This window comes from Nitratireductor sp. GCM10026969 (assembly GCF_042660605.1).
Taxonomy (GTDB): domain Bacteria; phylum Pseudomonadota; class Alphaproteobacteria; order Rhizobiales; family Rhizobiaceae; genus Chelativorans.
Genome location: NZ_JBHSUM010000001.1, coordinates 59,662 through 77,951, shown reverse-complemented (window position 1 = coordinate 77,951; position 18,290 = coordinate 59,662). Strand labels below are relative to the sequence as shown.

Here is an 18,290-nt window from a genome sequence, read left to right as displayed (position 1 = left end):
TTTCTGAAATGATCGCGGTCCAGGCAGCGGTCCGACCGGCCTCACCTTAATACGCGTACTTGCTTGAGGTCTCTACACGATGAACATCGCCGAGAGTCGCCGCGACGGCAACCTTGTTGTGTCTCCCAGCGGCAGAATCGACAGCACGACTTCGCCGATATTCGACCGGCACTTGTCGGGAGTGATCGATCGCGGTGATATAAACCTCATCATCGATCTGGCGCAGCTCGAGTACATCAGCAGCACCGGGTTGTCGGCCTTCCTTTCGGCGGCAAAGAAAATCAGGGCCCAGGGCGGACGCATGGCGCTTGCCGGCCTCAACAGCAGAATCAGACTCGTTTTCGAAATGAGTGGCTTTCTGAGGCTTTTTCCGGTGTATCCGAGCGTGGACGCCGCGGTATCGGATCAGATCTGATGTCCTGCGAGTCAGGGCCGTTGCCGCCATTGCGGCCTGGGAACGCACAAGGATCTCTGCATCCAGACAGTGACCGTCACGGGCAGGCGAACCGCTCGGCGTGTTCGAATTGACGTTTCGGCCTGTGTCGGCTAGCTTCTCTAGGGTGGGTTGCAATCTAGGGGCTTTGCGCGTCTGAATGAAGCCATGGTGCTTCTCAAATATGCGCGGGGTTGGGGGCAATGAGCAACAAAGTCCAGTTTTTGCCGTATGATCCGAACAACGCGAAAATTGCCTTTGCTCAATATGAATACGGCTCCCAGGGCGGGTCCGACATGGACAAGCTTAAAAAGGATATAGATGCGGCGAAGGCCAAGGGCCACTCGGCGGTAGCCGTCTGGTACAATCCGAAGAAGAAGCATCCGTTTTTACAATCCATGAACACTGGCGACATTTACATCCGTGGGCACGGAATGCCGGGGTTCAAATCGATCGAAGGCGGCCGCGGCGGCGAGCGGGTGGATTACGACGTGGTCGCCGACCGGCTGATCGAGAGCGGCCTGAAAAAGACATTCTCCGGCAAAATCAAATGCTATAATTGCCACAGTGCCGAAAGCGGTGACCCGGCAACGGATCCGGAGTGTCTCGGGCCGCCCTTCGCCCGGCTTGTCGCCGACGAGCTTTTCAGCCGAGGCTACAAGCATTGCACTTTCTACGGCTATCTCGGACGGATCGATTCCTTTGTGAAGGATGGGTCCAGGGGCAAGCACCATTATACGCGCGACGTCCAGGGTGGCAAACTCGTCGAGCTGGGGCGCGCAAGCGAGGCGCGGATCCAGTTTCATCCAAAGATCAAGATGCGCAAGCCGAATTTCTTCCAGCGGCTGTTCTGATCAGCGAATCCGTGAGATCAGATAGGGGCTCGTTATTTGTCTTGTATGCTGATTTGATCTAACTGCCATCCGGTTGCCGGATAACGACTGGCCAAGCGTGGACTTTATCTGGTTTCGCCGTTAGAGTTGGAGTAAGCGAGTCAAGGCTCCGATCGGCGGGCAATATATCGTCGACAAGCATATCAGCATTTTTTGGCGTGCGGGCGCTGCTGAGGGGGGTACTGTGCTGAACGTGGACTTGCAGTCGCTGGTTGGCCGGCTCAATCAGCAGTGTCGCTCGACATTGGAGGGTTCGGTCGGCCTGACCCTGTCGCGAACGCACTACAATGTTGAAATCGAGCACTGGCTCGTAAAGCTCGCCGAGCAAACCGACAACGATTTCGCCGAGATCCTGCGCCACTTCGAGATCGATGCCGGTCGCCTGACGGCCGACCTGACCAAAGTTCTCGACCAATTGAAGACCGGCAATAGCCGCTCCCCGGCGCTGGCCCCCAATATCGTCAAACTTATCCGCGAGGCGTGGATATTCGGATCGTTGCAGTGCCAGGAGTCGGCGGTGCGTAGCGGACACCTGATCGCCGCCCTGCTCGGGGACGATTCACTCGCGGCGCTTGCGCGCGATGCATCTCCGCAGTTCGCCAAGATCAATGCCGAGACGCTGCGCTCCTCCTTCGGCAAAATCGTCGGCGACAGCATCGAGTCCGGAGCGGCGGGGCTTGCCGATCCAGGCGCGGCAACATCGGCGGGCGGCGCGGCTGGCGCTCCCTCCGGCGCCGGTGGTTCGGCGCTCGAGCAATACACGATCAATCTGACCGCCAGGGCCCGCGAGGGACAGATTGACCCGGTGTTGGGGCGCGATGCCGAGGCTCGCCAGATCGTCGATATCCTTACACGCCGCCGCCAGAACAATCCGATTCTGACCGGTGAGGCGGGCGTCGGCAAAACGGCCGTCGTGGAAGGTTTTGCCCTTAAAATCGCCGCCGGCGACGTACCGCCGGCCCTGCGCGACGTCGAGTTGCTCTCGCTCGATCTCGGCCTGCTGCAGGCCGGTGCGGGCATGAAAGGCGAGTTCGAGAACCGACTCAAGAACGTGATCGAAGGCGTCAAGTCCTCGGCCAAGCCCATCATCATGTTCATCGACGAGGCGCACACGTTGATCGGCGCTGGCGGGGCCGCGGGGCAGAATGACGCCGCGAACCTGCTCAAACCGGCGCTCGCCCGCGGCGAGATGCGCACCATCGCTGCAACGACCTGGGCCGAATACAAGAAGTATTTCGAGCGCGATCCGGCGCTGACACGGCGTTTCCAAGTGGTCAAGGTGGAAGAACCAGGAGACGAAGCGGCCATCGGCATGATGCGCGGGCTGATCCCCACGCTTGAGAGTCACCATGGGGTTAGCGTGGTGGCCGAGGCCGTGGAAGAGGCGGTGCGCTTGTCCCGGCGCTACATTCCCAGCCGGCAGCTCCCGGACAAGGCTGTTAGCCTGCTGGATACCGCGTGCGGTCGCGTCGCCATTGCCAGCCATGCGGTTCCCGCCCCGGTGGAAGACCGGCGGCGACGCATCGAGATGCTGGATACCGACCTTGCGGCGCTGGCGCGGGAGGCCCGCATCGGCACCGATCACAAGGAGCGTATCGCCGAACTGCAGGCCGACCGCGCGAAGACCGAGCAGGAACTGGCCGATCTCGAGGACCAGTGGGAGAAGGAGCGGGAACTGGTCGCCCGCATCCGCGATCTTCACCACAAGCTGGGCAGCACGAATGACGGCGCGCAGGAGGATGCCGAAGCGGACGCGGTCGATATGGACGCGATGCGCAAGGAACTCGTACAACTCAACGAGGAACTGTCTTCCGTGCAGGGAGACAGCCCGCTGATGCGGGTAACCGTCGACGGTCAGGCGGTCGCCGAGGTGGTCGGCAACTGGACCGGCATTCCCGTCGGCCGCATGGTGTCGGACGAAATCAAGACGGTGCTCGGTCTTAAAGACCGGCTTGAAGAACGTGTTATCGGCCAGCCGCATGCCTTGGAGGCGATCGCTGAAACGATCCGCACTTCACGCGCCAGGCTGATCGATCCGCGCAAGCCCATCGGCGTGTTCCTGATGGTGGGCACCTCGGGAGTCGGCAAAACGGAAACGGCGCTGGCGCTGGCCGATCTTCTTTATGGTGGCGAGCAGAACCTGACCGTCATCAACATGTCGGAGTTCAAGGAGGAGCACAAGGTCTCCACGCTCGTCGGCTCGCCACCGGGCTACGTCGGCTATGGCGAAGGCGGGGTGCTGACCGAGGCGGTACGTCGACGGCCCTACTCCGTCGTGCTGTTCGACGAGATGGAAAAGGCGCATCCGGGCGTCCAGGACGTGTTCTATCAGCTTTTCGACAAGGGTGTGCTGCGCGACGGCGAAGGCCGCGACATCGACTTCAAGAACACCGTGATCATTATGACTTCGAACGCCGGAACGGATCTCATCCACCGGCTGTGCGCGGACCCGACGACACGGCCGGATCCAGAGGCGCTCGGCGAAGCCCTGCGTCCCGAACTTCTCAAACTGTTCAGGCCGGCTTTCCTCGGCCGCTGCTCGGTGGTGCCGTACTTCCCGCTGGCCGACGATGTTATCCGCAAGATCGTCGAGTTGCAGCTCGATCGGATCCGCAAACGCTTCTTGGAAAACTATCGTGCCAGTCTCGAATGGGACGATACGCTGATCGAGGAAATCGCCAAACGCTGCACCGAAGTGGAAAGCGGCGCGCGCAACATCGAATTCATTCTTTCGCGAGGGTTGCTTCCCCGCCTGTCGGCGCATGTCCTGTCGGTGATGGCGGATGGCGGCCGGATAGGCAATCTCAAAATCATCCTGGATGAGGACGGACAGTTCACATTTGAGACTCAGGCGGTCATCGAGAGCGGTGAAGCGGATGAACAGAGCGTCAGCGCGAAGGGGCAGGAAGAGTCTCAGCCGGCAAAGTGAGGTCTCGGGATTGTTCGTCCTGAAGGTTTTGCGTCGGAAATCGGTTTACAGAGCCAAAGATAGAGGGAGCTTGGAATGGCAATTTACTTGAAATACGACGGCATTGACGGCGAGGCGACGCACGACAAGCATCAAAAGTGGATTGACGTCCAGAGCATGCAGTTCGGGATCGGGCGCGGAATATCGACCCCCTCGGGATCGACCGCCAATCGCGAAGCGAGCGAGCCGAGCGTCAGCGAGGTGACGATCACCAAGATGATGGACGGGGCTTCGCCGAAGCTTTTCACCGAATCGGCGACAGGTGCCGCGGGCAAGGAGGTCAAGATCCACCTGGTCAGCACCGGAAGCCCGGGCAACACTTATGTAGAATATACACTGACCAATTCACTGATCTCCGGCTATTCCGTCAGTACGGGCGGCGACCGGCCGACGGAATCGATCTCAATCAACTTCACGAAGATGGAATACAAGTTCATCCCGTACGACGACAAGAACAAGGCCGGCACCCCGGTCTCGGTACACTACGACCTGACATCGACGAAGAGCGGTTGACGCCTTAACGTGCGGCGCCCGACTGCCTGTCGGGCGCCCTTCAGGATTCGCACTAGATGTCGGAAACTCTTGTCCAGGCGGAACGCTGGCTTACACTCGAGACACCGCTTGGGGCGGATGTCCTCGTGGCGACCGAGGTGCGCGGCGTCGAAGGGATGTCGAGACTGTTTGAGTTCTCGGTCTCGGCCCTGTCGTCGACGGAGACGATTAAGCCGAACGATCTTCTGGGCAAGAGTGCGACGCTATCCATGGCAAGGCCCGGCGGCGAGCGCAGGCACGTAAACGGAATCGTCGTCGCGTTTTCCGGCGGTGCCGTAACACGCAGCGGCTATCGTCTCTTCCAACTTAAGATCGCGCCAACCCTTTGGTGCCTTGATAGAACATCGGATTACAAGGTTTTCCAGGACAAGACCGCCGTCGATATTGCCAAGTCGATCCTTGGAGAAGGCGGTGTAAAATTCCAGGAAAGTTTGCAGGCTTCCTATGAAAAACGAGACTATTGCGTACAATTCGGTGAGACAGATCTAGCATTTGTCCAGCGCCTCTTTGCCGAAGAGGGTATATTCTATTTTTTCAAGCATGAAGCCAGCAACCACACGATGGTGATCGGCGATAACGCCAATGCTTATGCCGATTGCAAGCAGGCAACGATCGAATATCGCCAGGATGCCGAGGAAACGAACGATGCCGTCTACGCTCTGCGTTTCGGCGCTCACCTGACGGATGCGAAGTGGTCGTTCCGAGACTATGATTTCGAGGTGCCCGATACCCCGGTCGACGCCGAACGCAAAACCAGCCTGCAACCCGCGGCGGGCAAAACCTGGGAGCATTTCAAATATCCGGGTGGGTCACTGCAATCGGCCGATCTCACCCGTCTGGCCGGCGTCAACATCGACGCCACCGACGCGGCGTTCGAAATGGCGAGCGGCCAGAGCACCTGTGCCAGCTTCACGCCGGGCCATCGCTTTACACTCGACAAGCATCCGGTCGATTCGCTCAACAATACCCGCCATACGATTACCGAAGTGCAGCATGAGGCCGTGGATCGCGCGCACTTCACCATCAGGTCCGGCATGGAAGGCAAGCCGTTTTACCGCAACAGCTTTACCTGCATCCCGGCAACCCGGATCGCCCGCGCACTCACCCCACCCGTTAAACCGCTTGCACGCGGACCACAGACAGCGCTTGTCGTCGGCCCCTCCGGCGACGAGGTCCATGCTGACAAGTATGGCCGCATTCGTGTTCAATTCCATTGGGACCGCATTGGAAAGAAGGACGAAAAAAGCTCGTGCTACGTGCACGTCGCCCAGGGACTGGCCGGGAACAGTTGGGGCATGGTCTTCATCCCCAGAATCGGCATGGAGGTCGTGGTACAATTTCTCGATGGGGATCCTGACCGGCCGCTGGTGACCGGGACCGTTTACAACGGCAACAATGCGCCGCCTTGGACGCAGTCGGAGAGCTCGATAAAGTCCGGCATTCTGACGCGCAGCACCAAGTCTGGAAAGGCCGCGAACGCAAATGAATTGTCGTTCGAAGACAAGAAGGATGCGGAGAAGATTCTCTTCCATGCGGAGAAGGATTTTCTGCGCGAGGTGGAGAACGACGATACACTGACGGTTGGGCACGATCAGACGCGGACCGTGAAGAACAACCGCACGACCACCATAGAGGAAGGCAACGAGACTTTCACGATCAAGCAGGGAAACCGTGCCGAAAAGATAGAAAAGGGCAACGAGACACTCGATATCCTCGAGGGCGATCGCACCGTGACGATTACCCGGGGCGATGAGACTTTGAGCCTTAAGAAGGGAAATCGCGCGGTCACCCTGGATGGCGGCAATGACGAGCTTACCGTCAAGCAGGGCAATCAGACCACGACCGCGAAGCTCGGAAAGATCACGCTTGATGCCATGCAGGGCATCACACTCAAATGCGGGTCGAACACCATCGAGGTGACGCCTCAGGGCATCAAGATCAACGGAATCCAGGTCGCCGTTAAGGGGACAGCCAAGGCAGATTTCGGCGCTCCCCTTGTCAGCGTGTCCGGAGACGGCATCCTGACCCTCAAGGGTGGCGTTGTGAAGATAAACTAGGACGGGCGAGGTGAAGATTCAGACAGAACCGTTCCGTAAGATCAAGGCTGCCACGGCGGCGGAAATCTGCGAGCGTGTGGATCTCTCTCCCGAAGCGAAGGCCTATCTGCTGCCCGATGTTTCGCCACAGGGCTACCTCTCGCTTATCGTAGAGGCCGAGCATGTCGGGGATGCGGTACGCTTTCTCGCCTTCTCGCTGCCCATCCGCGAGGGAATCTGGTGGGCATGTGTTGTGGCCAACAGCGAAATCGAAGCGCCTAGCGAAATCGAAAGCACCTGCCTGGAACGGGCAGCCGCATGGGTCTACGAGCCCACAGAGGCGCGACGGCGATCCTGTATGGAAGCTGCCGAATTGGCAAAGTTCGAGGGGGCCGCGGCCTATGCCGCGCTCGCCGTGTTCTGGTCCGGCGGAAGTCTGGCTCCCGAGGACATGCCTGAGGCTCCGGCCGATCCGAGCCTCGGGCCGATCGGTGTCGGTGCGTCTGTCCTGCTATCCCTCACGCGGGGAGATCCGCAAAAGCTCGGCCATCGTTTCGAGACGGCGATAAAGCGCGGCACCGATATCGCCAATGGCGGCAATGGAAGGCTGGACGGCGACAAACCGATCAGGCGCGGTCAGTAAACATGCAGGCGCACAATGGTCTGTTCTTCATTTTTGACTGAGGATTGCCGCGGAGGAGTGTGCGTGAGCGCGATGTTCTGGTAAGTTGCATCATCTCGTCGTGCACCAATGTCGCCTGTAACCGGAGTGGCTCCGGTTTCCATACAGGAGGGGGGAAGACTAAGCATGCCGTCGCCGCAAACAATCGATGTTGACGCGCTCCTTGCTCCGATCTCGGACGAAGCGCCGGGTGGCATCGACCCGCGGTCCGATGCATCGGCCAATTCACTCTACTACCGCGTCAAGGACGCGCGAAACGCCGCCCGATCGGCAGAGCGCGCAGCCGTGGAGACTGGGGGCGGTCAGCCGGAAGAGTGGGATACGGTAGTCGAGGCCGCCGTGGAAGTCCTGAGCGGGCATGCCAAAGACCTCGAGATTTCCGCGTGGCTGATCGAAGGGCTGGTACGCAGAAACGGGTTCGACGGCTTGCGGGACGGCCTGAAAGTGATGACCGGGATCATCACCGCTTTCTGGGACGAATGCTTTCCCGAACTGGACGAAGATGGTGTCGAGGGTAAGCTCTCGGCCGTTGCCGGACTGACCGGCTCCGGCGCGCCCGGCACGTTGATCCAGCCGATCAGGCTCATACCGCTTACCCATGGCGCACAGTGGGACTTTTCGTTGTGGAGCTTTGAGCAGGCGAACGATCTGGAAAAGGTCACCGATGCCGCGCGCAAACAGGAGCGCATCGACAACGGCTCGGTCACCATGGATCAGTTCCTGCAGAGTGTCGCCGAAACGCCGGCTACCGAGTTTCTAGCGCTTACCCAGGCGGTCGACGACTGCCTTGCGGCGCTGGCCGAACTGTCCGACGCTCTCGACACGGTCGCCGGCGCCCAGGCCCCCTCGGTATCAGGGTTGCGGGATATCCTTCAAGAGATCAACAGTTCCGTCCGTCATTTCGCTGCGGACAAGCTTGTGTCCGTCGCCGGCGTCGAAGCCGACACATCCGAGGAAAGCGCACCGGAAGGCGCTGAAGGTGCAGGCGCCGGCTCGGAAATTGCCGGTGGCACCACCGCGGTCAGGCGGGTCAACGGATACGCCTCGCGCGAAGAAGCCCTCGCCGAGATCACCCGAATTGCCGGATACTTCAGAAAGACCGAGCCACATTCACCAATATCCTATACGCTGGAGGATGCGGTTCGGCGTGCACGCATGAGCTTACCGGAACTGCTGGGCGAACTGACGGAAGACCCGTCGCACACTCAGCGTATTCTCATGGCAGCGGGCATAAGAACTTTGGAGCCCGAGTCTTCCGGCTAATCATCGGCAAGAATTTTCACATCAGGTGCTTAACCTAACAGGGGGTATATCATGGCAGAGAGCGTGCAACAGAAGCTGAAGCGTGTGCGTGCGCCGCGCGTTCACATCACATACGACGTGGAAACGGAAGGGGCCGAAGTCCGCAAGGAGTTGCCCTTCGTCGTGGGGGTCATCGGCGACTTTTCGGGAAAGCCATACGAGCCGCTGAAACCGCTGCGCGACCGCAAGTTCACGCAGATCGACCGCGACAATTTCGACGACGTCATGCAGCGCATGACACCGGGAGCGGAGTTCAAGGTCGAGAATACACTGGCGGCCGACGATTCCGAGATGGCCGTTTCGCTGAAGTTCAAGTCGATAGACGATTTCGAACCGGCGGCGATCGTCGATCAGGTGGAGCCGCTGCGGAAGCTGCTGGCCGTGCGTAACAAGCTGCGCGATCTGATGTCCAAGGTGGACCGATCGGAGGAGCTCGAAGGCATTCTCGAAGATGTCCTGCAGAATACGGAAAAGCTGAACGAACTTGCCGGCCAGCTCGGCAGCGACAGCAAAGAGACGGAGGGCTGATCAATGAGTGAGACAAAAGCCGACACCGGCACGACAGCCGCGGAAGAAACCGGTTCGCTCAACCTCTTGGACCAGGCGATCAGCGTCACGAAGACAGCAGAACCGGACGAGATGCAGGATCTGCTGCGTACGCTCACTTCGGAGGCACTCTCCGGCACAGTGACGTTCAACAAGAACCTGACGCAGACATTCAATAAGGCGATCGCAGCGATTGACGAGAAGCTCTCGAAACAGCTTTCAGCGATTATGCATCACCCGGATTTCCAGAAGCTCGAAGGATCGTGGCGAGGGCTCCACCACCTCGTGAAGAGCTCCGAGACAGGCTCCACGCTGAAAATCAGGATGATGAATATCTCCAAGAAAGAGCTTCACAAGGATCTGACCAAGGCGGTTGAGTTCGACCAGAGCCAGATCTTCAAGAAGATCTATGAGTCGGAATTCGGCACGCCGGGCGGAGAGCCTTATGGAGCCCTGATCGGCGATTACGAGTTCGGCAGCGGCACCGAGGACCTGGAGGTGCTGCAGAGCATGTCGAACGTGGCAGCGGCCTCCTTCGCGCCATTCATTTCGGCGGCCAATGCAAGCATGTTCGGGCTTGAAAGCTTCACGGAACTTTCCAAGCCTCGCGATCTGGAGAAGATCTTCGAGAGTTCGGAATACATCAAATGGCGCAGTTTCCGTGACAGCGAGGACAGCCGCTTCGTCACCCTTACGATGCCGCGTGTGCTCGCCCGCGTACCCTATGGCTCGAAGGGGCGGGAAATCGAGGAGTTCAAGTTCGAGGAAGCGCCGATCGACGCCGAAGGCAAGGCCAGCGCCATGTCGTCCGACCAATTCACCTGGATGAACGCATCCTACGCCCTGGGCGAGCGCCTTACATCCGCTTTCTCGAAGTATGGCTGGTGCGTGGCGGTGCGCGGCGCCGAGGGCGGTGGCAAGGTGGAGAATCTGCCAAGCTTCACCTTCACCAGTGACGATGGCGACGTGGATCAGCAGTGCCCGACTGAAATCGGCATCACCGACCGGCGGGAAGCGGAGTTGTCAAAGCTGGGATTCCTGCCGCTCTGCCATTATAAGAACACGGACTACGCGGTGTTCTTCGGGGCGCAGACGACGCAACGTCCGAAGAAGTACGACAACCCGGACGCAACGGCCAATGCGGCCATCTCGGCTCGCCTGCCCTACATCATGGCGACGTCTCGTTTCTCGCACTATCTGAAGGTGATGGGCCGCGACAAGGTGGGCTCCTTCATGGAAGTGAAGGACTGCGAGGATTGGCTCAACAACTGGATTCGCAATTACGTCAACGGCAATCCGGACGCCAGTGCCGAGATGAAGGCGCAGTACCCGCTGGCGGAGGCCACGGTGTCGGTGAAGGAAGTGCCCGGTGCGCCCGGCTCCTACAACGCTGTTGCTTATTTGAGGCCGTGGCTGCAGATGGAAGAGCTTTCCGCCTCCATGCGTCTCGTCGCCCGCATTCCGCAGATGGGGTGACGGGGCCCTGTCGCATGTGGACCGAGCATGGATGACCTCGACAACCCCGTCGTGGAGGAACCACCTCACGACGGGGGCACCAGTGCTTCCCCTGGGATTCGCCTCGGCCTGGTCGATGCAGCGCTCGGCCGGGGTGCGACGAGACTCGCCGAGGCTCTGGAGGACTTTCTTGCGGAGGAGGACAGCTTACGCGCGCTCGAAATTTGGCTGGAACCGGAGAAGAAGAGCAACGAGCGGGTTTTCGCGACTCTTGCCCGCGATATAGCGGCGATCGACGCACTGATCAGCGAGCAGCTTGACGCGATTCTGCACCATGACGACGTCAAGCGGATCGAAGCCACTTGGCGGGGCGTGGAATACCTGCTGCAGGAAGCGCAGGACGACGAAAAGGTCCGCATTCGCATTTTCAACGCGACCTGGTATGAGCTCGCCCGCGATTTCGATCGGGCAGTGGAATTCGACCAGAGTGCACTTTTCGCCAAGGTGTACAGCGAGGAATACGGCATGCCCGGCGGAGTGCCGTACGGTCTTTTGCTGTGCGATTACGCGGTGCGGCACAGGCGGCCGACGGGCGCGGGCCAGGCGATCGATGATGTCGGGGCGCTGTCCGGTCTGGCCGAGGTCGCCGCGGCGGCATTCTCGCCCTGCGTGATCGGTGCAGCACCGGAATTGTTCGGTGTGTCGAGTTTCTCCGATCTCTCCTATGTGCAAAGGCTGGATGCCGGCTTCCGTCTTGCCGAGTACCAGCGCTGGCGGAAATTGCGCGAGCAGGAGGAAAGCCGGTTTCTCGGCATCACCCTGCCTCGCATTCTTCTGCGCGAACGCTACAGCAACAGTTCGTCCCGCGAGGAGGGATTCGTTTATCGTGAAAACGGTGGCTCGCTCGACTCCTGGCTGTGGGGCAACGCCATCTATGCTTTCGGCGCGGTGGTCATCCGCACCTTCATCGAGACCGGCTGGTTCGCGGATATCCGTGGCGCCCGGATCGAGAATGATGAGACTGATGTTGCTGGACTGCCGGCGCCGCGGTTTTCTACGGGCGAGGCGACGGCTTACAGACGGCCGCTGGAGGTGGAACTGACCGACAAGAAGCAGAAGGCACTAGAGGATCTTGGCTTCGTCTCGATCAGTCCCTGCAACTTCACCAAATCCGTCGTTCTGCTCGGCACGCAGTCCTTGCACGCCGTGCCGAACGAGGGCGATACGGCAGAGCGCTCCAATGCCCGCCTGTCGGCAATGCTCCATTACGCACTGTGCGTCAGCCGGTTTGCGCATTATGTCAAGGTCATGGCGCGTGATCGCATCGGCGGCTTCACGACCGCTGCGGCACTCGAAAGGTTTCTCGCCGACTGGCTCCAAGAATACACGATCGGCAATGCCGATGCCGGACCGGAACTCAGGGCCCGTTACCCGCTCAGCGGCGCGAGGATCGAGGTGAAGGAATTGCCGGGCCGGCCCGGTGTAATGGGTTGCACCATGCATCTGCAGCCGCATTTCCAGATCGACCAGATGGTGACCGGTTTGCGGCTGCGCACTGACCTCGAACCTGTTGGCGGGCGGTAGGAGGACGAATGGCACGTTTTGCCTCTAAGCCCCCTCCCCGGCTCCCGCTCTTCGATCGCCTGCTTCAGGGCGACAGCATAGAGACCGACAAGAATGCGGAACGCGCCATGCGGGAGTTGCGTGAGGGTGTGCGCCGTGATCTTGAGATCCTGTTCAACACGCGTCCCCGTCGCCTCCCGGCCGATCGCCGAGAAACGGAGCTATCCAAGTCTGTCTTGTCCTTTGGATTGCCTGAACTGCAAAACCAGCAACTCGCGACGGTCGAGCAGCAGGAGCTTTTTCGCAAGCGTCTCGAACAACTGATCCGCCGGTTCGAGCCCAGATTTCAGGAATTGACCGTCGACCTTATCCCGCAAGACAGCAGCCTCGACCGCACCTTGAGATTTCGCCTTCGCGCAGTGCTCAAAGCTGATGCTAGCGGCGAAACGGTCGTCTACGATACAGTCGTTGATCCTGCGACCGGCGGCTTACTGATCATTAATAGATAGCAACTGGGAACTGTGGAGATCCATTGAGAACTTCACGTGCCCTAGAGAACGTCCTGTTTGATCCAGGTCATATCCAGCGGCCCTGAAGTAGATGGCGCATTCGGCCGGCGTGAAGAGGTCGATGTTGGGACCGACTGTTAGCGCGTTCGGCCTGGCATTCGCCCGCCATGTCGGTTACTCACCCTCGCGCTTTATAAGGGAAATACGATCAGCTCCTATTCCAACCGGTGACCTCGGCTTAGGTCGAGGTCCGGCCGGCTTTAACAATCAGCGCCGCCGATCTTGTGGCGAAATTCAGGACTTCTGCGACAGCCCTGTCAATGTCACCCGCGCCTCGATCCGCTTGCGGATTCTGATCTTCTGCCGCACCATGGGCAATGTTGATCCTGCTCACTGAGCCCCAGAAGGTCGGGACCTGGAGGACGGAACCATAGGAAGGAGCAAGGGCGCTGCAACATCCCCTGCCCGACTGTGGATTGGTTCTGCTTCCGTCGAGAAGAAGTAATCTGAACTATTTGTGGACGGGGGCACGTTCGTGTCCCATTTTGCGAGTCGAGGAGCTGTCACAAAATGCGTGTGGATTATCTGTTTGTTGTCGCAATTGTCCCGGCCGTCCCTACTACCCAGGTAGAAAGGGAGCTTGTGGAAGACGCACATGCTTGCATGGCGGCGCTAGTCTCCAAGTACAAGCACAAATGCCGGTCTGTCATGTCGCTGGCCTTTAAGTACCCGAAGAACTTCAACTCATTCCTAGACTGGTCGATTGACGACAAGAGCTACATCCATTCCGGTATCCAGAACATGGGCGAATTCGCAACTGTTGACAGCCACCTGAGCAATTCGCTGGTGAATTACGGGTTCAGTCCTAGTGAACTTGACGATATCAAAAGCACCGAGAGGGTCGGCATCTATCTTGTCGGGAACTACGATCGAGAAGACTTGGTACTCGAGACCATGATGGTCGAGCCAGTCGCTCGAATGATTAAGTCTATGGGCCTGCCGAAGATCGACAAGCTCTGCCTGATAGCCTGCGCGGCAGCTCGAGTAGGCGTAAAGAGCAAGGAAAACAAGAAATTTCCCAAGCACAGCCAGAATGCAAACGAAAAATGTTTCATCTACAATCTGTGCCAGAATCTGGCGCCGCTTACGCCGATGATCGCGGGGTGGGACGGTTATGTAGAGGTTTCGACACCGTCGCACCAGCACGGAGAACTGGGAAGTAAATTCACCGGCGACAAAGTGCAGAAGCGCGTTCTTCATTTCAGACAAGGAGAGCCGCAATGGCTGCTCCAAGCCGCGGGCTGGTCGGACAAATAGGGCCTACTGGCTCGCAGGTTCCAAACTGCTGCTTCACACCGTTCCTTAGCCGGCCGAACTACCGCCGCCTTCGGGCATGTAGGGCTGACCGGGGATCCGGTCGGCGGCGAAAGGCGCAGGCCGATGACGAGAGTGTCCGACTGCGAGGCTACACGATTTTCATCGGCAGCCAATTGGCGAGCATAGTCTTCATATGCGACAAGCCTTGAGCCTCGATGACCGAGATCTGGTTGCCGAACAAATAAACATCGAGTTGCTTGAGTTCGATCTCTGAATCGCGGTCCATACCAAACATGTCGCGCTGGTCGAGCGCCGGGCGACGCTTAGCGCCGCCGTTCATTGTGTATAAGAGCTGGTTTGTTGGCTTGCGAACCGCTATCGCCATGTTTGAGACCAAGCCGAGCTCATCCATCCCCTTCACGCTCTGGCAGAGGATTTCGCCCACCGACTTGTTCCCGTTTGCTGCAGTGAACCCTTCTGCCCAGCCTTCGCCGCTGCCATGCGCACAGACGACGCACCCTCCATAGGGCACCATTGGCAGGAAAGTTGCCAGCAGCGCGCTGCTGAAACAGGTATCCAGGATGATCGCTTTGAATTGTCCGCTGACACCAAATGCCCAGCGATTCGTGTCTTCGACCGTCGTACCATTGCACTGTGTCGGTCGGCTGTTGACGAAGTTGCCGTGGCCGCCTGTCAGCAGGAGGTAGTCAAGACTTCCCACGAACTTCTTGTCGGTCGATAGTTTTCCGCTAGCCGTGAACTCAATCAAAGGGGTTGGTCCGATCCCCAGCAGAGCGCGTCGCTTGGCATCATCGCCGCTGTTGCGCTTCAGCACGACTGCTTTAGAACTCACAAGCCCCTCCCTCGCTTTGTGGATCGAATTCTTCGGCCTCTCAAAACCGCTCGCGTATGATGCTATCGTCGCCAGCCCGGTCGGCAAAATGGCCATCCTAAAAGTTGGAACTTAGCAGTTCAGAAAATAAGGTCCAGCCGGAACAGTGAAGCCTACAGGTTGAGTAATACCGCCCGTTGACACCACGATATTCGCGAAAGCACAAGCCGCGCGGGTCGGCTCCCAGGGTTCGAGGTGGCCGGCGAACCAGGCTTTGCGGCGGCGCAGGACATCGGGGCGCTGCTGCTCGGCGGCGTGCGCCGTCTTTTTTTGAATGTGATGCTGCGCCGGCCCAGGAACAGCCAGACCGTCGGCGGCGCCGCCCGCACGCCGCGCTCGGCAGCCAACCGCGCACCGATCTCGGCAAGCGTGATGTCCGGCGTCTCCTCGATGAGGCCGAGCATGAAGGCCTCATGTGCGTCGAGCTTCGAACGCGACGGCTGGCCTTGCTTGCGCGCTTGTGTCTCGCCGGACACCTATCGTCTGAATCCCAAAACCGACTCCGCCTTCTTCGAAGACGCTCTAGATACGACTTCCACGCGTTGACTTTTACTTCTATCAGCGTGGCTCATTTGTCGGCGCGATAGCTGCCGACCGAAAGTTGGCGCGGCCGACCGAAAATTTCAGCTACCGGCAGGCAAAGGATGGGTTCCCTCGCTGTAGGTGAGGTGGATGCATTCCACTATAGTGCGCGGACGTTCTCAATGTCATGATCACGCTAGCGTTCGTCCACGACACTCGCTCCTCAGGAGCTTGGCAGCCTGGAGCGAAGGCAGGACGTCGGTACAGGGCGATAGAGCCGGACGGCAACGGGAGACGTGGAAGTAGGTGGATTGGTATGCCGTTTTCCTGGCCATTTTTGGCGCCGTCGTTCTCCTCACCGCTTGGCTGCCCCTTCTGCTGAAGGAGCTGCCGCTATCCCTGCCCATGGTCTGCATCGGCACGGGGGTGTTGCTGGTCTGGTCGCCGCTTCTGCCGAATGACTGGGTGAATCCGCTCGAGAACCGATACACCACAGAACGGATGACGGAATTTGTCGTTATCGTCTCCCTCATGGGCGCCGGGCTGAAACTGGATCGGCCGATCGGTTGGCGCAATTGGGGCATGACATGGCGCCTCCTGTTCATTGCCATGCCGATCACCATCGCGGGCGTCGCACTTCTCGGCTGGGCGGTCCTCGGATTGGGCATTGCCGCGGCCCTACTTCTCGGCGCTGCTCTTGCGCCGACTGATCCGGTGCTGGCGAGCGACGTACAAGTTGGGCCGCCTCAGTCCGGTGAGGAGGATGAGGTGCGCTTTGCGCTCACCTCGGAAGCGGGCCTCAACGACGGTGCTGCCTTTCCATTCGTCTACCTGGCCATCGCAATCGCGCTCTCGCAGGCCTCGGGCGAACCCTTTCTCGCCGACTGGCTGCTTGTCGATGTCATCTGGAAAGTCGGTGCAGGCGTGGCCATCGGCTGGGTTGGCGGATGGGTGATGGGGCATCTCACATTCCGCCTGCCGAACCGAGCGGCACTCGCCAAGTCCAATGACGGTTTTGCCGCGCTCGGCATTACATGCCTTGCCTATGGCACAACCGAGCTGGCCAATGGCTACGGCTTCCTCGCGGTCTTTGTCGCTGCGGTGGCTTTCCGGGCAGTCGAACGGCGACACCGCTACCATCGCAACCTGCATAGCTTTGCCGAGCAGATCGAACGGCTGGTCATGATGGTGCTGTTGGTCTGCTTCGGTGCCGCCATTGCCGAGGGCACGATTTTCAATGCGCTGAGCTGGCCGGTCATACTTGTTGCAGTGCTGATCCTGCTTGTCCTGCGACCACTTTCCGGCTGGATCAGCCTTGCGGGTCATCCTGCACCTTATCACGAGAGGTTGGCGATCTCCTTCTTCGGCATCCGCGGCCTCGGCTCGTTCTACTATGTCGCCTATGCCCTGGGTCAGGCCGAATTCGACGAGGCGCAGGTGATCTGGGTCACGGTCTGTTGCGTGGTCCTCGTTTCGATCGTCATCCACGGGATCGCGGTCACCCCGACCATGAGCCGTCTCGATCGTTACCGGACTTCAACGCGCAGCGCGACCGGATCACCGCGTCGGCGGCCGCCCGCGATCGGGCGGACAGGTCCTTAGACCGGGGTACCCTCGTTGGCGCGCGGGATGCGAAACCATCTGTAGTCATAACAGTGGCAAAGTCCCCCGCTACGCCGACATAGGCGCGAAGCAGATGGTCGCGATGGGGGCCGCTTCCTGCCTGTCCGGTTTCGGCTGTAGCATTTGCAAAGCAGTCTTCGCTTATTAACCTTTGTGATCTTTCTGAGAATCAGAGAGTGACTTCTCACAGGTCGTTCTGGTTACAGTAAGCCCACATTGGGCACGCAACCGATTCTAGAGGGCCAGATTTCGGGGCCGCTTCGTGCGGCACCTGCCGGGTTACTCCTAGGGGCCGATGGGTGAGGCATTGGCTCAGGCCGCTTGCTCGCGCGATTTCGGGAGTTGCTTCGCCATGCTTACGCAGGCGAAGCGAGTTTTGTCGGAGAGGCACACTGTCATGGCCTTTTCGGCTTGATATCCGAGATGCTCGTAAAGGGCGATGCCAGAAAGAGTTGCCGTGAGATGGAGGGTGCGAATGCCATGCTCGCCTGCGTCCCGTTCTATTCGCTGCATGATAGCGGATGCGATACCACGGCGAACCGCGGCAGGATCCACGAACACGCTGCGGACGGTCGGCTCGCCGGTATATTGGCCTTCGTCCCCCAACCCGTTGGCGTAGCTCGGCCTGGAGCGGGTCCATCCGCCACTCCCGATGAGCGCGCCACGATCGCTTTCAGCCACGAAGAAATGGCCCTCGTCCACAATGGCGTCGTCCATTGTACCGAACTCCGTCAGGAAACCTGCAATTTCGCTCGCGTGGTAGAAATCGCCGCCGAGAACCCACATCGAGCGCTCCTGCATGGCCCGGACTGCAGGGATATCAGTTTGACTTGCATTGCGGATTATGTAGCCGCGCATGGTTGTATCTCTCTTGACGTGATCGTTTCCTGAACAGGGTCTTGGCCTCGGTCTGCGCGTTCCGCTTGGCTGTCGGTTTCCATCGCGACAGCCCACACGGTCCCGGACCTCGACAGGCCGATATCCTTCAACTGGTGGT

Annotated in this window: 16 protein-coding genes; 14 read left to right on the top strand and 2 right to left on the bottom strand. The window is 59.5% G+C overall.

What is annotated here, in order from left to right; genetic code table 11:
* Nucleotides 1-79 precede the first annotated feature (79 nt).
* The 12 genes from ACFP9U_RS00365 (at nucleotide 80) to ACFP9U_RS00310 (ending at nucleotide 14,256) form a co-directional block, all read left to right on the top strand.
* Entirely contained in the window at nucleotides 80-415 is a 336-nt protein-coding gene (locus ACFP9U_RS00365; protein ID WP_378618179.1) for an STAS domain-containing protein, read from the top strand.
* A 212-nt stretch (nucleotides 416-627) separates the two neighbouring features.
* Nucleotides 628-1,287 carry a hypothetical protein gene (locus ACFP9U_RS00360; protein ID WP_378618178.1) on the top strand — a complete coding sequence of 220 codons (660 nt, stop codon included), beginning with the start codon at nucleotides 628-630 and terminating at the stop codon, nucleotides 1,285-1,287.
* A 223-nt stretch (nucleotides 1,288-1,510) separates the two neighbouring features.
* On the top strand, nucleotides 1,511-4,255 hold the full coding sequence (tssH, locus tag ACFP9U_RS00355) for a type VI secretion system ATPase TssH (protein ID WP_378618176.1): 2,745 nt from the start codon (nucleotides 1,511-1,513) through the stop codon (nucleotides 4,253-4,255).
* Nucleotides 4,256-4,330: 75 nt separating this feature from the next.
* Nucleotides 4,331-4,807, top strand: a complete 477-nt coding sequence (locus tag ACFP9U_RS00350; RefSeq protein WP_378618174.1) for an Hcp family type VI secretion system effector — start codon at nucleotides 4,331-4,333, stop codon at nucleotides 4,805-4,807.
* Nucleotides 4,808-4,863: 56 nt separating this feature from the next.
* Nucleotides 4,864-6,903, top strand: coding sequence for a type VI secretion system Vgr family protein (locus tag ACFP9U_RS00345; protein WP_378618173.1), 2,040 nt, complete (start codon nucleotides 4,864-4,866; stop codon nucleotides 6,901-6,903).
* 10 nt (nucleotides 6,904-6,913) lie between these two features.
* On the top strand, nucleotides 6,914-7,525 hold the full coding sequence (locus ACFP9U_RS00340) for a DUF6931 family protein (RefSeq protein ID WP_378618171.1): 612 nt from the start codon (nucleotides 6,914-6,916) through the stop codon (nucleotides 7,523-7,525).
* Between the two features lie 165 nt (nucleotides 7,526-7,690).
* The gene (gene tssA, locus ACFP9U_RS00335) at nucleotides 7,691-8,827 is read left to right on the top strand and encodes a type VI secretion system protein TssA (RefSeq protein ID WP_378618170.1); all 1,137 of its coding nucleotides are present in this window, start codon (nucleotides 7,691-7,693) and stop codon (nucleotides 8,825-8,827) included.
* A 51-nt stretch (nucleotides 8,828-8,878) separates the two neighbouring features.
* Nucleotides 8,879-9,394: a type VI secretion system contractile sheath small subunit gene (tssB, locus tag ACFP9U_RS00330; protein ID WP_378618168.1), complete on the top strand. Its 516-nt coding sequence runs from the start codon at nucleotides 8,879-8,881 to the stop codon at nucleotides 9,392-9,394.
* A gap of 3 nt (nucleotides 9,395-9,397) precedes the next feature.
* Nucleotides 9,398-10,888, top strand: coding sequence for a type VI secretion system contractile sheath large subunit (tssC, locus tag ACFP9U_RS00325; protein ID WP_378618166.1), 1,491 nt, complete (start codon nucleotides 9,398-9,400; stop codon nucleotides 10,886-10,888).
* Nucleotides 10,889-10,915: 27 nt separating this feature from the next.
* Complete coding sequence (tssC, locus tag ACFP9U_RS00320; RefSeq protein ID WP_378618164.1) at nucleotides 10,916-12,451, top strand: type VI secretion system contractile sheath large subunit; 1,536 nt, start codon at nucleotides 10,916-10,918, stop codon at nucleotides 12,449-12,451.
* A gap of 8 nt (nucleotides 12,452-12,459) precedes the next feature.
* Nucleotides 12,460-12,939 (top strand): type VI secretion system baseplate subunit TssE, encoded by a 480-nt coding sequence (tssE, locus tag ACFP9U_RS00315; RefSeq protein ID WP_378618162.1) that lies wholly within the window; start codon nucleotides 12,460-12,462, stop codon nucleotides 12,937-12,939.
* A gap of 570 nt (nucleotides 12,940-13,509) precedes the next feature.
* Nucleotides 13,510-14,256, top strand: coding sequence for a hypothetical protein (locus ACFP9U_RS00310; RefSeq protein ID WP_378618161.1), 747 nt, complete (start codon nucleotides 13,510-13,512; stop codon nucleotides 14,254-14,256).
* A 148-nt stretch (nucleotides 14,257-14,404) separates the two neighbouring features.
* Here ACFP9U_RS00310 and ACFP9U_RS00305 read toward each other — a convergent pair whose 3' ends face one another.
* On the bottom strand, nucleotides 14,405-15,109 hold the full coding sequence (locus tag ACFP9U_RS00305; RefSeq protein WP_378618159.1) for a hypothetical protein: 705 nt from the start codon (nucleotides 15,107-15,109) through the stop codon (nucleotides 14,405-14,407).
* Between the two features lie 234 nt (nucleotides 15,110-15,343).
* On the opposite strand from ACFP9U_RS00305, the gene ACFP9U_RS00300 reads away from it, so the two are divergent.
* Together ACFP9U_RS00300 and ACFP9U_RS00295 are read left to right on the top strand one after the other, a co-directional pair.
* Nucleotides 15,344-15,694, top strand: a complete 351-nt coding sequence (locus tag ACFP9U_RS00300; protein WP_378618158.1) for a hypothetical protein — start codon at nucleotides 15,344-15,346, stop codon at nucleotides 15,692-15,694.
* Between the two features lie 282 nt (nucleotides 15,695-15,976).
* Nucleotides 15,977-17,272, top strand: coding sequence for a cation:proton antiporter (locus tag ACFP9U_RS00295; protein WP_378618156.1), 1,296 nt, complete (start codon nucleotides 15,977-15,979; stop codon nucleotides 17,270-17,272).
* A 333-nt stretch (nucleotides 17,273-17,605) separates the two neighbouring features.
* On the opposite strand, the gene ACFP9U_RS00290 is transcribed toward ACFP9U_RS00295, so the two are convergent.
* The gene (locus ACFP9U_RS00290; RefSeq protein WP_378618155.1) at nucleotides 17,606-18,151 is read right to left on the bottom strand and encodes a GNAT family N-acetyltransferase; all 546 of its coding nucleotides are present in this window, start codon (nucleotides 18,149-18,151) and stop codon (nucleotides 17,606-17,608) included.
* Nucleotides 18,152-18,290 lie beyond the last annotated feature (139 nt).

Bases quoted from the DNA above. Each gene is read 5' to 3' on its own strand.
- ACFP9U_RS00365 (WP_378618179.1), top strand. From the start codon at position 80: ATGAACATCGCCGAGAGTCGCCGCGACGGCAACCTTGTTGTGTCTCCC.
- ACFP9U_RS00350 (WP_378618174.1), top strand. From the start codon at position 4,331: ATGGCAATTTACTTGAAATACGACGGCATTGACGGCGAGGCGACGCAC.
- ACFP9U_RS00345 (WP_378618173.1), top strand. From the start codon at position 4,864: ATGTCGGAAACTCTTGTCCAGGCGGAACGCTGGCTTACACTCGAGACA.
- tssA (WP_378618170.1), top strand. From the start codon at position 7,691: ATGCCGTCGCCGCAAACAATCGATGTTGACGCGCTCCTTGCTCCGATC.
- tssB (WP_378618168.1), top strand. From the start codon at position 8,879: ATGGCAGAGAGCGTGCAACAGAAGCTGAAGCGTGTGCGTGCGCCGCGC.
- tssC (WP_378618166.1), top strand. From the start codon at position 9,398: ATGAGTGAGACAAAAGCCGACACCGGCACGACAGCCGCGGAAGAAACC.
- tssC (WP_378618164.1), top strand. From the start codon at position 10,916: ATGGATGACCTCGACAACCCCGTCGTGGAGGAACCACCTCACGACGGG.
- tssE (WP_378618162.1), top strand. From the start codon at position 12,460: ATGGCACGTTTTGCCTCTAAGCCCCCTCCCCGGCTCCCGCTCTTCGAT.
- ACFP9U_RS00310 (WP_378618161.1), top strand. From the start codon at position 13,510: ATGCGTGTGGATTATCTGTTTGTTGTCGCAATTGTCCCGGCCGTCCCT.
- ACFP9U_RS00290 (WP_378618155.1), bottom strand. From the start codon at position 18,151: ATGCGCGGCTACATAATCCGCAATGCAAGTCAAACTGATATCCCTGCA.